Genomic DNA, 13,606 nt, shown 5'->3' with positions numbered 1-13,606 from the left:
GGCGGGAGCCTCCTGATGTTGTAAGAATATTGAGCGTTATCATGGCGACAGCGTTCAGTATTTACAACACTTGGCCCCCGTGCTGGCCTCAACCCTCGGAATAGAGCCTTGGCACGCGACGCAGGTTGCAGAAGATCTGATACGGAATGGTGTCCGCCCACTGCGCCACTTCGCTGGCGAGGATGTTTTTGCCCCACAGCTCGACGGTCGAACCGAGGTCCGCTTCCGGCACATCGGTGAGGTCGATGCAGAGCATGTCCATCGACACGCGGCCAAGAATCCGGCTGCGCTTGCCGGCCACCAGAACCGGCGTGCCGGTGGGTGCCTGACGCGGGTAACCGTCGGCATAACCCATGGCGACCACGCCGATGCGCATCGGCTTGTCGGTGATGAATTTGGCGCCGTAGCCGATCGGCTCCCCGGCGGGCAATTCGCGCACACAGATGACTTTCGATTCGAGGGTCATCACCGGTTGCAGGCGCTCGGCCAAGGCGTTGGCTTCTTCGAACGGCGTGGCGCCGAAGAGCATGATGCCCGGGCGCACCCAATCGCTGTGAATCTGCGGCCAACCGAGCACGGCCGGCGAGTTGCGCAGGCTGACTTCGGCGGCGAGGCCCTGACGCGCCGCTTCGAACACCGCGACCTGATTGGCGCTGCTCTGCTCGTGCAACTCATCGGCACGGGCGAAGTGGCTCATCAGCACGATCTTCGCCACTTTGCCGCTGGCCAGCAGGCGCTGGTAGGCCGCCGCGTAGTCCTTCGGATGCAGGCCCACACGGTGCATGCCCGAATCGAGCTTGAGCCATACGGTGATCGGTTTGCTCAGTGCCGCCTGCTCGATGGCTTCGAGCTGCCACAGTGAATGCACCACGGTCCAGAAATCATGCTCGACGATCAGCGCCAGTTCATCGGCTTCGAAGATCCCTTCGAGCAACAGCACCGGGGCCTTGATGCCGGCCGCGCGCAGCTCCAGCGCTTCTTCGATGCAGGCAACGGCAAACCCGTCGGCTTCAGCTTCCAGCGCCTGGGCGCAACGCACCGCGCCGTGACCGTAGGCATCGGCCTTGATCACCGCCAGCGCCTTGGCGCCGGTGACTTCGCGGGCAATTCGGTAGTTGTGGCGCAGGGCTTCTAGGTCGATCAGGGCACGGGCAGGACGCATGGCGGCAGACTTCTAGGCGGTCATGGGAAGAAAAACCGGCGCCGACTGACGACGTGAACCGCCAACAGCGCCGGGAGAGGGATCTTTGAAACGGTTACGGCAACGCGGCGACGATGGAAATCTCGACCAGGATGCTCGGCTTGGCCATCTTCGCTTCAACGGTGGCGCGGGCCGGTGCGGCGCCCTTGGGCAGCCACTGGTCCCACACCGAGTTCATGCCGGCAAAGTGCGCCTCGATGTCGTTCAGGTAGATCGTCGCCGACAGCAGATGCTGCTTGTCAGTCCCGGCCAGATCGAGCAGGCGCTCGATATTGCCGAGCACCTCGCGGGTCTGCTGCTCAACCCCGGCGTTGAAGTCGTCGCCGACCTGCCCGGCCAGATACACGGTGCCGTTGTGGGTGACGATCTGACTCATGCGCTCATTGGTGAGCTGGCGCTGGATTGCCATGTTTTGCGGACTCCTGAGGCTTATTGCCGTAACGGGAAATATCGAGACCTTCGGCGCTGATCTGCGGCTTTTTCTTCGCCATCAGATCGGCCAGTAAACGACCGGAACCGCACGCCATGGTCCAACCCAGGGTGCCGTGACCGGTGTTGAGGAACAGGTTCTTGAACGGCGTGGCGCCAACGATCGGCGTGCCGTCCGGGGTAGTCGGACGCAGACCGGTCCAGAAGCTCGCCTCGGCCAGATTGCCGCCCTGAGGATAAAGGTCGTTGACGATCATCTCCAGGGTTTCGCGCCGACGCGGGTTCAGCGACAGGTCAAAACCGGCGATTTCCGCCATGCCGCCGACGCGGATGCGGTTATCGAAACGGGTAATTGCGACCTTGTAAGTCTCGTCGAGAATGGTCGAGGTCGGAGCCATGGCCGGGTTGGTGATCGGCACGGTCAGCGAGTAGCCCTTGAGCGGGTACACCGGGGCTTTGATGCCCAGCGGCTTGAGCAGTTGCGGCGAGTAGCTGCCGAGGGCCAGCACGTAGCGGTCGGCGGTTTCCAGCTTGCCGTCGATCCATACACCGTTGATGCGATCACCGGCATAGTCGAGGCGCTGGATGTCCTGGCCGAAGCGGAACTCCACACCGAGTTTCACGGCCATTTCCGCCAGACGCGTAGTGAACATCTGGCAGTCGCCCGTCTGGTCGTTGGGCAGACGCAGAGCACCGGCGAGGATGTCGGTGACATTGGCCAGGGCCGGCTCGACGCGGGCAATGCCGGCGCGGTCGAGGACTTCAAACGGCACGCCGGACTCTTTCAGCACGGCGATGTCTTTGGCGGCACCATCAAGCTGTGCCTGAGTGCGGAACAGTTGCGTGGTACCGAGGCTGCGGCCTTCGTAGGCGATGCCGGTTTCGGCGCGAAGTTCGTCGAGGCAGTCGCGGCTGTACTCGGACAGACGCACCATGCGCTCCTTGTTCACCGCGTAACGGCTGGCGGTGCAATTGCGCAACATCTGCGCCATCCACAGGTACTGATCGATGTCGGCAGTGGCCTTGATCGCCAGCGGCGCGTGGCGCTGCAGCAACCACTTGATGGCCTTGAGCGGCACACCCGGCGCGGCCCACGGCGAGGCATAACCCGGCGACACCTGGCCGGCGTTGGCGAAACTGGTCTCCATGGCTACGGCTGGCTGCCGGTCGACCACCACCACTTCAAACCCGGCACGAGCCAGATAGTAAGCACTGGCGGTACCGATGACGCCGCTACCCAAGACCATTACGCGCATTTTTGTATCCCTCATCGCGGCGGGGCCGCGTACGTCTGTTGTTAGAGCAATGATGCGCGCAGTGTAAAAAAGAATGGCCAGTGCATTTCACTATATAAGCGCCTATATTTGGCGACAATTCTCGGCAAAAACCCTTTTCACGGAGGCGCATCCCCTATGCGTACCAACACTCAGACCAAACGTGAGCTGGACAAGATCGACCGCAACATCTTGCGGATCCTGCAGGCGGACGGGCGCATATCGTTTACCGAACTCGGGGAGAAGGTCGGCCTGTCCACCACGCCATGTACGGAACGGGTGCGGCGGCTGGAGCGCGAAGGGATCATCATGGGCTACAACGCCCGGCTCAACCCGCAGCATCTGAAGGGTAGCCTGCTGGTGTTCGTCGAGATCAGCCTCGACTACAAATCCGGCGACACCTTCGAAGAGTTCCGCCGCGCAGTGCTGAAACTGCCGCACGTGCTGGAATGCCACTTGGTGTCAGGGGATTTCGACTATCTGGTGAAGGCGCGGATCTCCGAGATGGCTTCGTACCGCAAACTGCTGGGCGACATCCTGTTGAAGCTGCCGCATGTGCGTGAGTCGAAGAGCTATATCGTGATGGAAGAGGTGAAGGAGAGCCTGAGCCTGCCGATTCCGGACTGAAGATTGGCATCGCTCCATTCGCGAGCAGACTCGCTCCCACAGGGGAATGCATTTCAAATGTGGGAGCGAGCCTGCTCGCGAAGGCGTCAGCTCGGTTCCGAGTGAACCCGTTAAACCAACACCTGCCGATTCGCCGCCATGTACTCGAAGATCTGCTTTTCAACCCGCGGATGAATCAACTCCACCGGCCCCCGCCCGTTAGGGCACGGCAGGGTTTTGGTGGTACCGAACAACCGGCAAATCAGCGGTCGCTCGCCATACACCGTGCAGCCATTCGGCCCCAGGTGTACACAGTTCAGTTCTTCCATCGCCGCATCCTGCTCGGCGCGGGTCTTGCGCGGCAGACGTGACATTTCTTCCGGCGAGGTGGTCACCGGCCCGCAGCAATCGTGGCAACCGGGCACACAGTCGAACGTAGGAATCTGCTGACGCAGGTCGCGAATGGTCTGGCGGTTGCAACTCATCGAAACGGTAACCCACATGAAATAGGCGGCAATTGTGCCGCAAAAGCCGTGATCCAGACAGCAACGGCCGACCAGTGTTGCCGGTCTCCGGCCGTGCGGCTTATGCTCCGTCAAATTTTCTCGACACCCAGCCGTTGGATGATGCCCATGAATGCCCGCGCCCGAACCTTCGCGAGCCAACCCCACGTTGCCTCTTACTACGCCGCCAGCAGTCTGCCGCAGCCCGACTATCCGGTGCTGCAGGGCGAGCTGAGCGCAGACGTGTGTGTGGTCGGCGGCGGGTTTTCCGGGCTGAACACCGCGCTGGAACTGGCCGAGCGCGGCCTCAGCGTGGTGCTGCTGGAAGCGCACCGGATCGGTTGGGGCGCCAGCGGCCGTAACGGCGGGCAGTTGATTCGCGGGGTCGGCCACGGCCTCGACCAGTTCAGCAACGTCATCGGCACTGATGGCGTGAGGCAGATGAAACTGATGGGCCTGGAAGCGGTGGAAATCGTCCGCCAGCGCGTCGAACGGTTCCAGATCCCGTGCGATCTGATCTGGGGCTACTGCGACCTCGCCAACAAACCGGCCGATCTCGAAGGCTTTGCCGAAGACGCCGAAGAGCTGCGCAGCCTTGGCTATCGCTACGAAACCCGTCTGCTGCAAGCCGATGAAATGCACACTGTGGTTGGCTCCAAACGCTACGTCGGCGGCTTGATCGACATGGGTTCTGGGCATCTGCATCCGCTGAATCTGGCGCTGGGCGAAGCCGCTGCTGCGCAACAAATGGGCGTCAAACTGTTTGAACAGTCGGGCGTCACGCGCATCGACTACGGCCCGGAAGTTCGCGTCCACACAGCTCAAGGCTCGGTACGGGCGAAGACTCTGGTGCTGGGCTGCAACGCTTACCTCAACGACCTCAATCCACAACTCAGCGGCAAAGTGCTCCCGGCCGGCAGTTACATCATCGCGACCGAACCGCTTTCCACAGAACTGGCGCACAGCCTGCTACCGCAAAACATGGCCGTCTGCGACCAGCGCGTGGCGCTGGATTACTACCGGCTCTCGGCAGATCGACGCCTGCTGTTCGGCGGTGCCTGCCATTATTCCGGGCGCGACCCGAAGGACATCGGCGCCTACATGCAGCCGAAGATGCTCGAAGTGTTTCCGCAACTGGCGAGCGTGAAAATCGACTATCAATGGGGCGGCATGATCGGCATCGGCGCCAACCGTCTGCCACAGATCGGCAGGCTCAATGATCAACCGAACGTGTATTACGCCCAGGCCTATTCCGGGCACGGAGTGAATGCCACGCACCTGGCGGGCAAGCTGCTCGCCGAGGCGATCAGCGGGCAGCACAGCGGTGGCTTTGATCTGTTTGCCAAGGTGCCGCACATCACCTTCCCCGGCGGCAAGCATTTGCGCTCGCCGTTGCTGGCGTTGGGGATGTTGTGGCATCGGATTAAAGAGTTGGTCTGAGGTTTTCTCTGCGTCCTTGAAACCGCCATCGCTGGCAAGCCAGCTCCCACAGGTTTTTGCGGCGAATACAAATATTGTGAACACCAAAATACTGTGGGAGCTGGCTTGCCAGCGATGAGGCCCGCAAGAAAAATACAGACTTCAGATCCGCCAGAACGGCTTCAACCCCTCCTCCTGCGCCTGCTCCCGGGTCAACCCGACGTCCTTGAGCTGCTCCGGCGTCAGATTCAAAAGCGCCTTGCGCGTGTGCAGACGATGCCAGAACAGGCCCCAGCGACTCAGACCGGACGGCGCGTTACGCATGGCGCTATTCCATGCACTGTCCTCCTGCCCTGTCTCCAGTTCCTGACTGTGTAACATCAGCCGCACATCGCTCAAGCCGTTCATTTTTGTCGCTCCTGTTTACTTGGGTAGCCAGAGATTCCATGATGCGCGGGTCGGCAAAAGCATTACAGATTCAACACATCTGTATTAATTCCATACAGATTTGCCATTCCTGAGACTGAATTACCGATTTTTGCTGCATCTGTACTGGTTTAACGAATCACCTGCATCGAGGCAGTGCCATGACCCTGTATGTGAACCTCGCCGAGCTGCTCGGTACCCGCATCGAACAAGGCTTCTACCGTCCTGGCGATCGCCTGCCTTCGGTGCGCGCCTTGAGCGTAGAACACGGGGTCAGCCTGAGCACGGTGCAGCAGGCTTATCGCATGCTTGAAGACAGCGGTCTGGCGACACCGAAACCCAAGTCCGGCTATTTCGTGCCGGTGGGCCGCGAGCTGCCGGAGCTGCCTGCGGTCGGGCGTCCGGCGCAGCGGCCGGTGGAGATTTCGCAGTGGGATCAGGTGCTGGAGCTGATTCGCGCGGTGCCGCGCAAGGACGTGGTGCAACTGGGTCGCGGCATGCCCGATGTCACCTCGCCGACCATGAAACCGCTGCTGCGCGGACTGGCGCGGATCAGCCGTCGGCAGGACATGCCCGGTCTGTATTACGACAACATCCACGGCACCCTCGAACTGCGCGAACAGATCGCCCGACTGATGCTCGATTCCGGCTGCCAGTTGAGTGCCAGCGAGCTGGTGATCACCACCGGTTGTCATGAAGCGCTGTCCACCAGCATCCACGCGATCTGCGAGCCGGGCGACATCGTCGCGGTGGATTCGCCAAGCTTTCACGGCGCCATGCAGACGCTCAAAGGGCTGGGCATGAAAGCTTTGGAGATCCCCACCGATCCGCTGACCGGCATCAGCCTCGAAGCGCTGGAACTGGCGCTGGAGCAGTGGCCGATCAAGGTCATCCAGATCACGCCCAACTGCAACAACCCGCTCGGCTACATCATGCCGGAGTCGCGCAAACGCGCGCTGCTCAACCTTGCGCAACGCTTCGACGTGGCGATCATCGAGGACGATGTGTATGGCGAACTGGCCTACACCTATCCGCGCCCGCGCACGATCAAATCCTTTGACGAAGACGGTCGCGTATTGCTGTGCAGTTCGTTTTCCAAAACCCTGGCGCCAGGGCTGCGCATCGGTTGGGTCGCGCCGGGCCGCTATCTGGAACGGGTGCTGCACATGAAATACATCAGCACCGGCTCCACCGCGCCACAGCCACAAATTGCCATTGCCGAATTTCTCAAGGGTGGCTACTTCGAACCGCACTTGCGGCGGATGCGCACGCAATATCAGCGCAATCGCGACGTCATGATCGACTGGGTCACCCGCTACTTCCCGGCCGGCACCCGCGCCAGTCGTCCGCAAGGCAGCTTCATGCTCTGGGTCGAGTTGCCGGAGGGTTTCGATACGCTGAAACTCAATCGTGCGTTGCATGACCAAGGCGTACAGATTGCCGTGGGAAGCATCTTTTCCGCCTCGGGCAAGTACCGCAATTGTCTGCGAATGAACTACGCTGCCAAACCGACACCGCAGATCGAAGAAGCGGTGCGCAAGGTCGGCGCAGCAGCAATCAGATTGCTGGCCGAAACCGACTGACCTTTTTCCAGTGATCAGCGTCCATATACCGACCTTTGCAGCCGACCGGAACGTTCCTACGTGAGCTTCAGACAGCCCCTACTCGCTTTGCTGATGTTCGCCTCGCTCCTGAGCGGCTGCGCCAGCCTTGATGTACCCCGTGAGCCGAGCCAGGCCTTGCCGGCGGCGAAGTCCAGCTTCGGCCGCTCGATCCAGGCCCAGGCCGCGCCCTATCAGGGCCGTTCCGGCTTCCGCTTGCTGTCCAACAGCACAGAAGCGTTCACCGCCCGCGCCGAGCTGATTCGCAATGCGCAAACCAGCCTCGACTTGCAGTACTACATCGTCCACGACGGCGTCAGCACGCGGATGCTGGTGGAAGAACTGCTCAAGGCCGCCGACCGCGGCGTGCGCGTGCGCATCCTGCTCGACGACACCACCAGCGATGGTCTGGACACGATCATCGCCACGCTGGCGGCGCACCCACAGATCCAGATTCGCCTGTTCAATCCACTGCACCTGGGCCGCAGCACTGGCGTGACCCGCGCCGCCGGACGCCTGTTCAATCTGTCGCTGCAACACCGGCGCATGCACAACAAGTTGTGGCTGGCGGACAACAGCGTGGCGATCGTCGGCGGGCGCAATCTGGGCGACGAATATTTCGATGCCGAGCCGAACCTGAATTTCACCGACATCGACATGCTCAGCGTGGGACCTGTGGCCGAGCAACTCGGGCACAGTTTCGACCAGTACTGGAACAGCGCGCTGAGCAAGCCGATCGACGAATTCCTCTCCAGCCAGCCGAGCGCCAAGGACCTGCAGAACACCCGCACGCGCCTGGAAGAGTCGCTGGAGGAAACTCGCAAACAGAACCATGCGCTGTATCAGCAGTTGATGACGTTCAAGACCGCGCCACGCATGGATATCTGGCGCAAAGAGCTGATCTGGGCCTGGAACCAGGCGTTGTGGGACGCGCCGAGCAAGGTGCTGGCCAAGGACGAACCGGACCCGCAACTGCTGCTGACCACGCAACTGGCGCCGGAGCTACGCGGCGTCAGCAAAGAGCTGATCATGATCTCGGCGTACTTCGTGCCCGGCCAGCCAGGGCTGGTGTACCTGACCGGGCGTGCCGACGCCGGGGTCTCGGTGAACCTGCTGACCAACTCACTGGAAGCCACCGACGTGCCGGCGGTACACGGCGGTTATGCGCCGTATCGCAAGGCGCTGCTGGAGCACGGCGTGAAACTGTATGAGCTGCGCCGTCAGCCCGGGGATAACTATGGCAGCGGCCCGCATCTGTTCTACAGCAAGTCGTTTCGTGGTTCGGATTCCAGTCTGCACAGCAAGGCAATGATTTTCGACCGGCAAAAAGCATTCATCGGCTCGTTCAATTTCGACCCGCGCTCGGTATTGTGGAACACCGAAGTCGGGGTTCTGGTGGACAGCCCGGAACTGGCCGAACATGTGCGCGAACTGGCACTGCAAGGCATGGCGCCGGCCCTGAGTTATCAGGCGAAACTGCAGGATGGCAAGATTGTCTGGGTGACCGAGGACAACGGCCAGATGCACACGCTGACCAAGGAACCGGGGAGCTGGTGGCGGCGGTTCAATGCGTGGTTCAGCACCACTGTCGGTCTGGAGCGGATGCTGTAGTCGAATTGAAAACTCATTTGTGGCGAGGGAGCTTGCTCCCGCCTGAGTGCGCAGCGCTCACGAAGTCTTTGGGGCCGCTGCGCAGCCCAGCGGGAGCAAGCTCCCTCACCACAAGAATTCTTTCGCTTTAAGAGCTGACTTAAGCAGGCTCGGCCACTGTGCCGAATGCCCCCTGACGCATCAGCAGAATCACCAGCCCGAACGCCCCGACCGCCATCAACAGCGGCAACGCATGCCCGCTGATCCACTGGCTGCCCGCCCCCGCCAGCAACGGCCCGATCAGACAGCCGACACCCCACAGCTGCGCAATGTGCGCGTTGGCCCGCACCAGCGCATCGTCGCGATAACGCTCGCCTATCAGGATAAGCGACAGAGTGAACAAGCCACCCGCGCTGGCGCCGAACAACACCCACAACGGCCAGATCAGCAGCGTATCGATCAGCATTGGAATCGCCAGGCTCGACAGCATCAGGATCACTGCGCAACCGGTGAACAACGTGCGTCGCGACAGATAATCCGCCAACGCGCCAATCGGCAGCTGCAGCAGCGCGTCGCCGACCACCACGGTGCTGACCATCGCCAGTGCGATCTCGGCGGTGAAGCCCTGCTGCAGGCAATACACCGGCAACAACGTGAGGATCATCGCCTCGAACGCGGCGAACAGTGACACCGCCCAGGCAATCGCTGGCAGCTCGCGGGCAAAACCCCACAGATCGCTGAACGTCACGCTGCTGGACTCACTGCTCGGCGCACCGCTGCGGCCCATCAACAGCAATGGCGAAACCGTCAGCAGCCCGACCCCGACCCAGAACCCGTAATCATGTTCAGTGCCCAGCGCGCCCAGCAGCAGCGGACCAGACAGTTGGCTCAGCGCGTAGCTGCTGCCATACAGAGCGACGAGACGACCGCGCCAGTGTTCGACGACCAGTTGATTGATCCAGCTCTCGCCAAGGATGAATACGATGGTCAGGATCACCCCGATCATCAGGCGCAGCACCAGCCATACCGGATAACTCGGCAACAGCGCCAGCAAGCCGATCGACAACGCCCCGGCCCACAGGCACAGGCGCATGAGGTTGGCGGTGCCGAAACGTGCCGCCAGATGACTGGAAATCTTCGCCCCCAGCAACACGCCAATCGCCGGCATCGCCGCCATCACACCGATGGCAAAAGAACCGTAACCCCAGCCCTCCAGGCGCAACGACACCAGCGGCATGCTGACCCCCAGGGCCAGACCGACACTCAAGACAGACGCCAACACGGCGAAATACGTCGCCCAACGCATGGTCCACGCTCCTGTGGATATTTTTATGTGCGCCACAAAACCAAATGTGGGAGCAAACCCTGTAGTGAGGGGATTCATCCCCGACAGGTCGCGCAGCGACCTCAAAACCTGCACCATCAAATGCACTGGTTTTGCGACTGCTTCGCAGCCGATCGGGGATAAATCCCCTCACCACAGAGACTTGCTCCCACAGGGATCTCTGTTCGATTCGGGAGCCTGATTCACTCAGGCTCCCATCAGCGATTTACAGCTTGATCCACGTCGCCTTCAGCTCGGTGTACTTGTCGAACGCGTGCAGCGACTTGTCGCGACCGTTGCCCGACTGCTTGAAGCCGCCGAACGGTGCAGTCATGTCGCCGCCGTCGTACTGGTTGACCCACACGCTGCCGGCGCGCAGTGCTTTGGCAGTCAGGTGCGCTTTGGAAATGTCCTGAGTCCAGACGGCAGCTGCCAGGCCGTACGGCGTGTCGTTGGCGATCTGGATCGCTTCTTCGGCGGTGTCAAAGGCAATGACCGACAGCACCGGGCCGAAGATCTCTTCCTGAGCGATCTTCATCGCGTTGCTCACGCCGTCGAAAATCGTCGGCTCGACGTAAGTGCCACCGGTTTCCTGAAGGATGCGCTTGCCGCCCGCCACCAGTTTGGCGCCGTCGCTGTGACCGGATTCGATGTACGACAGCACGGTGTTCATCTGCTGGGTATCGACCAGCGCACCGACGTTGGTCGCCGGGTCCAGCGGATTGCCCGGCTTCCAGGTTTTCAGCGCCTCGATCACCATCGGCAGGAATTTGTCCTTGATCGAACGCTCGACCAGCAGACGCGAACCGGCGGTGCAGACTTCGCCCTGGTTGAAGGCAATGGCACTGGCGGCGGATTCGGCAGCGGCTTGCAGGTCCGGCGCATCGGCGAAGACGATGTTCGGGCTCTTGCCGCCGGCTTCCAGCCACACGCGCTTCATGTTCGATTCGCCGGAGTAGATCATCAGCTGCTTGGCGATCTTGGTCGAACCGGTAAACACCAGCGTGTCGACGTCATTGTGCAGGGCCAGCGCCTTGCCAACGGTGTGGCCGTAGCCCGGCAGCACGTTGAGCACACCTTTTGGAATGCCTGCTTCCACTGCCAGCGCAGCGATGCGGATGGCGGTCAGCGGGGACTTTTCCGACGGTTTGAGGATCACCGAGTTACCGGTCGACAGCGCCGGGCCGAGTTTCCAGCAGGCCATCATCAGCGGGAAGTTCCACGGCACGATGGCACCGACCACGCCGACCGGCTCACGGGTCACCAGACCCAATTGATCATGCGGAGTGGCGGCGACTTCGTCGTAAATCTTGTCGATCGCCTCACCGCTCCAGCTCAGGGCCTGCGCCGCGCCCGGGACGTCGATGTACAGCGAATCGCTGATCGGCTTGCCCATGTCGAGGGTTTCGAGCAGCGCCAGCTCTTCAGCGTGCTGCTTGAGCAGGCTGGCGAAACGAATCATGGTGGCTTTGCGTTTGGTCGGCGCCAGGCGCGACCACACGCCGGAATTGAAGGTGGCGCGGGCGTTTTCCACGGCGCGCTGGGCGTCGGCGGCATCACAGCTGGCGATCTTGCCCAGCAGACGGCCATCGACCGGACTGATGCACTCGAAAGTCTCGCCGGAGACGGCGTCGGTGTATTCGCCGTTGAGGTAGGCACGGCCTTCGATCTTCAGGTCGCGAGCACGTTGTTCCCAATCGGCACGAGTCAGGGTGGTCATTCGAGTGTCCTCCTCTTGTTGAATAGAGCGCCGCGTTCTTCGCGGACGTCTTCAGGAATGCTGCCCGGCCAGCCTGCTTTTCGGCCCAAGGCACCCGCCACCCTAAACCAGCCGCCGGGGTTGTTTCAATATATTTGACATAAGCGCGCCATACGCCCTTGCGGTGTTCATTTTAATAAACATAGACTTTGACCCTTTCAAGCCACCGCGCCGTCATCACGGGAGAAAACAACAATGAACATCCAGAACGTCGTCGACATCAGCCTGACCAGCAGCGAAGCCGAACGCTATCGCCCCGACCCGGCCAAAGTGCTCAAGGGCGACCCAGAGCAAGCGGTGTTCAACCAGTACGACAGCCCTTGTGGGCAAATGGGTGTTGGCGTGTGGGAAGGCGCGGTCGGGCAGTGGACGGTGAACTACACCGAACATGAATATTGCGAAATCCTGCAGGGGGTTTCGGTGCTGCGCGACGGCGATGGTAATGCCAAGACCTTGCGTGTTGGCGACCGCTTCGTGATTCCGGCCGGTTTCCGTGGCACTTGGGAAGTGCTGGAGGCTTGCCGCAAGATCTATGTGATTTTTGAACAGAAGGCCTGAGGATTTTCGCTGGCTGATCCGGCCCTATCGCGAGCAGGCTCACTCCTACAGGGAACCGCATTCCAATGTAGGAGTGAGCCTGCTCGCGATGAGGCCCGACGAGACACCGCAGAAATCCGAGGCAACAAAAAAGGCCCGTATCGTGAGATACGGGCCTTTTTCGTAAGTCGGGAAAAATCAATTACTTGATTTTGCCTTCCTTGTAGATCACGTGCTTGCGAACAACCGGATCATATTTCTTGATCTCGATTTTGTCCGGAGTAGTACGCTTGTTCTTGTCGGTAGTGTAGAAGTGACCAGTACCGGCGCTCGAGATCAAACGAATCAATTCACGCATGATTAGCTCCCTTAAATCTTGCCATCGCGGCGAAGTTCGGCGAGCACGACACTGATGCCACGCTTGTCGATGATGCGCATGCCTTTGGCAGATACGCGCAGACGCACAAAACGTTTCTCTTCTTCAACCCAGAAGCGGTGATGCTGCAGGTTCGGCAGGAAACGACGACGGGTTTTGTTGTTTGCGTGGGAAATGTTATTCCCGGTTACCGGACCCTTACCGGTAACTTGACATACTCTCGACATGCCTCAGCCCTCTAAAACCACATGCCCAACCCGGCATGGGTTGGCCGCTTAATCTCTCAGTCATTTGGCGCCAGGCGCCGCGTTTCTTTAGAGGTCTTACCGGCTACACCTACAGTGAAGGAACCGGGCCCCTAGAAAAGAGCGCTGCTTTATACCAGAAAGACCGGGGTGCAACAACAATGGATGTGCAATCAACCGGCAAAAAGGCGCATTTTCCAGCTGCGGACGCTTTGGATAAAGGCTGAGGCGAGTTTTGACCACTCGTCGCAGAAAACCGCCCTTACCGACGTTTCTGACTTTTCGCAGCGCGTCGCGGTCAGAAAAACGCCACTGA

The 13,606-nt window shown here is 60.8% G+C and carries 14 protein-coding genes; 5 read left to right on the top strand and 9 right to left on the bottom strand.

Going from position 1 to position 13,606, the window contains the following annotated elements; translation table 11 throughout:
* Window positions 1-88 precede the first annotated feature (88 nt).
* From alr to dadA, 3 genes are all read right to left on the bottom strand, one after another.
* Window positions 89-1,162 carry an alanine racemase gene (gene alr / locus PMI25_RS23225; RefSeq protein WP_007962385.1) on the bottom strand — a complete coding sequence of 358 codons (1,074 nt, stop codon included), beginning with the start codon at window positions 1,160-1,162 and terminating at the stop codon, window positions 89-91.
* A gap of 94 nt (window positions 1,163-1,256) precedes the next feature.
* Complete coding sequence (locus PMI25_RS23220; RefSeq protein WP_007962384.1) at window positions 1,257-1,610, bottom strand: RidA family protein; 354 nt, start codon at window positions 1,608-1,610, stop codon at window positions 1,257-1,259.
* Window positions 1,582-2,886 carry a D-amino acid dehydrogenase gene (dadA, locus tag PMI25_RS23215; protein WP_007962383.1) on the bottom strand — a complete coding sequence of 435 codons (1,305 nt, stop codon included), beginning with the start codon at window positions 2,884-2,886 and terminating at the stop codon, window positions 1,582-1,584. Before dadA ends, PMI25_RS23220 begins: the two co-directional genes overlap by 29 nt.
* 156 nt (window positions 2,887-3,042) lie before the next feature.
* Here dadA and PMI25_RS23210 point away from each other — a divergent pair, with 156 nt between their 5' ends.
* Complete coding sequence (locus PMI25_RS23210) at window positions 3,043-3,531, top strand: Lrp/AsnC ligand binding domain-containing protein (RefSeq protein WP_003177284.1); 489 nt, start codon at window positions 3,043-3,045, stop codon at window positions 3,529-3,531.
* A gap of 110 nt (window positions 3,532-3,641) precedes the next feature.
* Here the strand turns inward: PMI25_RS23210 and PMI25_RS23205 are convergent, their stop codons facing one another.
* On the bottom strand, window positions 3,642-3,995 hold the full coding sequence (locus PMI25_RS23205; RefSeq protein ID WP_007962381.1) for a YkgJ family cysteine cluster protein: 354 nt from the start codon (window positions 3,993-3,995) through the stop codon (window positions 3,642-3,644).
* A 147-nt stretch (window positions 3,996-4,142) separates the two neighbouring features.
* Here PMI25_RS23205 and PMI25_RS23200 point away from each other — a divergent pair, with 147 nt between their 5' ends.
* Window positions 4,143-5,453 carry an NAD(P)/FAD-dependent oxidoreductase gene (locus tag PMI25_RS23200; protein ID WP_007962380.1) on the top strand — a complete coding sequence of 437 codons (1,311 nt, stop codon included), beginning with the start codon at window positions 4,143-4,145 and terminating at the stop codon, window positions 5,451-5,453.
* 141 nt (window positions 5,454-5,594) lie between these two features.
* On the opposite strand, the gene PMI25_RS23195 is transcribed toward PMI25_RS23200, so the two are convergent.
* On the bottom strand, window positions 5,595-5,840 hold the full coding sequence (locus tag PMI25_RS23195; RefSeq protein ID WP_007962379.1) for a DUF1127 domain-containing protein: 246 nt from the start codon (window positions 5,838-5,840) through the stop codon (window positions 5,595-5,597).
* 179 nt (window positions 5,841-6,019) lie between these two features.
* Here PMI25_RS23195 and PMI25_RS23190 point away from each other — a divergent pair, with 179 nt between their 5' ends.
* Window positions 6,020-7,441 carry an aminotransferase-like domain-containing protein gene (locus PMI25_RS23190; protein ID WP_007962378.1) on the top strand — a complete coding sequence of 474 codons (1,422 nt, stop codon included), beginning with the start codon at window positions 6,020-6,022 and terminating at the stop codon, window positions 7,439-7,441.
* A gap of 60 nt (window positions 7,442-7,501) precedes the next feature.
* Entirely contained in the window at window positions 7,502-9,070 is a 1,569-nt protein-coding gene (locus tag PMI25_RS23185) for a phospholipase D family protein (protein ID WP_007962377.1), read from the top strand.
* Window positions 9,071-9,209: 139 nt separating this feature from the next.
* Here PMI25_RS23185 and PMI25_RS23180 read toward each other — a convergent pair whose 3' ends face one another.
* Complete coding sequence (locus PMI25_RS23180; protein WP_007962375.1) at window positions 9,210-10,355, bottom strand: MFS transporter; 1,146 nt, start codon at window positions 10,353-10,355, stop codon at window positions 9,210-9,212.
* A gap of 244 nt (window positions 10,356-10,599) precedes the next feature.
* Window positions 10,600-12,093, bottom strand: a complete 1,494-nt coding sequence (locus tag PMI25_RS23175) for an aldehyde dehydrogenase (RefSeq protein WP_007962373.1) — start codon at window positions 12,091-12,093, stop codon at window positions 10,600-10,602.
* A gap of 234 nt (window positions 12,094-12,327) precedes the next feature.
* Between PMI25_RS23175 and PMI25_RS23170 the strand changes: the two genes are divergently transcribed.
* Window positions 12,328-12,690: a cupin domain-containing protein gene (locus PMI25_RS23170; RefSeq protein WP_007962371.1), complete on the top strand. Its 363-nt coding sequence runs from the start codon at window positions 12,328-12,330 to the stop codon at window positions 12,688-12,690.
* Between the two features lie 181 nt (window positions 12,691-12,871).
* Here PMI25_RS23170 and rpmG read toward each other — a convergent pair whose 3' ends face one another.
* Both rpmG and rpmB read right to left on the bottom strand, forming a co-directional pair.
* A complete protein-coding gene (gene rpmG / locus PMI25_RS23165) occupies window positions 12,872-13,027 on the bottom strand; it encodes a 50S ribosomal protein L33 (protein ID WP_003177274.1) in 156 nt (51 codons plus the stop codon).
* A gap of 11 nt (window positions 13,028-13,038) precedes the next feature.
* Complete coding sequence (gene rpmB, locus PMI25_RS23160) at window positions 13,039-13,272, bottom strand: 50S ribosomal protein L28 (protein WP_003229474.1); 234 nt, start codon at window positions 13,270-13,272, stop codon at window positions 13,039-13,041.
* Between the last annotated feature and the right edge of the window lie 334 nt (window positions 13,273-13,606).

The sequence above is a fragment of the Pseudomonas sp. GM30 genome (assembly GCF_000282275.2).
Classification (GTDB): domain Bacteria; phylum Pseudomonadota; class Gammaproteobacteria; order Pseudomonadales; family Pseudomonadaceae; genus Aquipseudomonas.
This window is presented reverse-complemented; position numbering and strand designations above follow the sequence as displayed.

Excerpts from the sequence above, each read along its gene's own strand:
- alr (WP_007962385.1), bottom strand. The coding sequence starts at position 1,162 with ATGCGTCCTGCCCGTGCCCTGATCGACCTAGAAGCCCTGCGCCACAAC.
- PMI25_RS23220 (WP_007962384.1), bottom strand. The coding sequence starts at position 1,610 with ATGGCAATCCAGCGCCAGCTCACCAATGAGCGCATGAGTCAGATCGTC.
- dadA (WP_007962383.1), bottom strand. The coding sequence starts at position 2,886 with ATGCGCGTAATGGTCTTGGGTAGCGGCGTCATCGGTACCGCCAGTGCT.
- PMI25_RS23210 (WP_003177284.1), top strand. The coding sequence starts at position 3,043 with ATGCGTACCAACACTCAGACCAAACGTGAGCTGGACAAGATCGACCGC.
- PMI25_RS23205 (WP_007962381.1), bottom strand. The coding sequence starts at position 3,995 with ATGAGTTGCAACCGCCAGACCATTCGCGACCTGCGTCAGCAGATTCCT.
- PMI25_RS23200 (WP_007962380.1), top strand. The coding sequence starts at position 4,143 with ATGAATGCCCGCGCCCGAACCTTCGCGAGCCAACCCCACGTTGCCTCT.
- PMI25_RS23195 (WP_007962379.1), bottom strand. The coding sequence starts at position 5,840 with ATGAACGGCTTGAGCGATGTGCGGCTGATGTTACACAGTCAGGAACTG.
- PMI25_RS23190 (WP_007962378.1), top strand. The coding sequence starts at position 6,020 with ATGACCCTGTATGTGAACCTCGCCGAGCTGCTCGGTACCCGCATCGAA.
- PMI25_RS23180 (WP_007962375.1), bottom strand. The coding sequence starts at position 10,355 with ATGCGTTGGGCGACGTATTTCGCCGTGTTGGCGTCTGTCTTGAGTGTC.
- PMI25_RS23175 (WP_007962373.1), bottom strand. The coding sequence starts at position 12,093 with ATGACCACCCTGACTCGTGCCGATTGGGAACAACGTGCTCGCGACCTG.
- PMI25_RS23170 (WP_007962371.1), top strand. The coding sequence starts at position 12,328 with ATGAACATCCAGAACGTCGTCGACATCAGCCTGACCAGCAGCGAAGCC.
- rpmG (WP_003177274.1), bottom strand. The coding sequence starts at position 13,027 with ATGCGTGAATTGATTCGTTTGATCTCGAGCGCCGGTACTGGTCACTTC.
- rpmB (WP_003229474.1), bottom strand. The coding sequence starts at position 13,272 with ATGTCGAGAGTATGTCAAGTTACCGGTAAGGGTCCGGTAACCGGGAAT.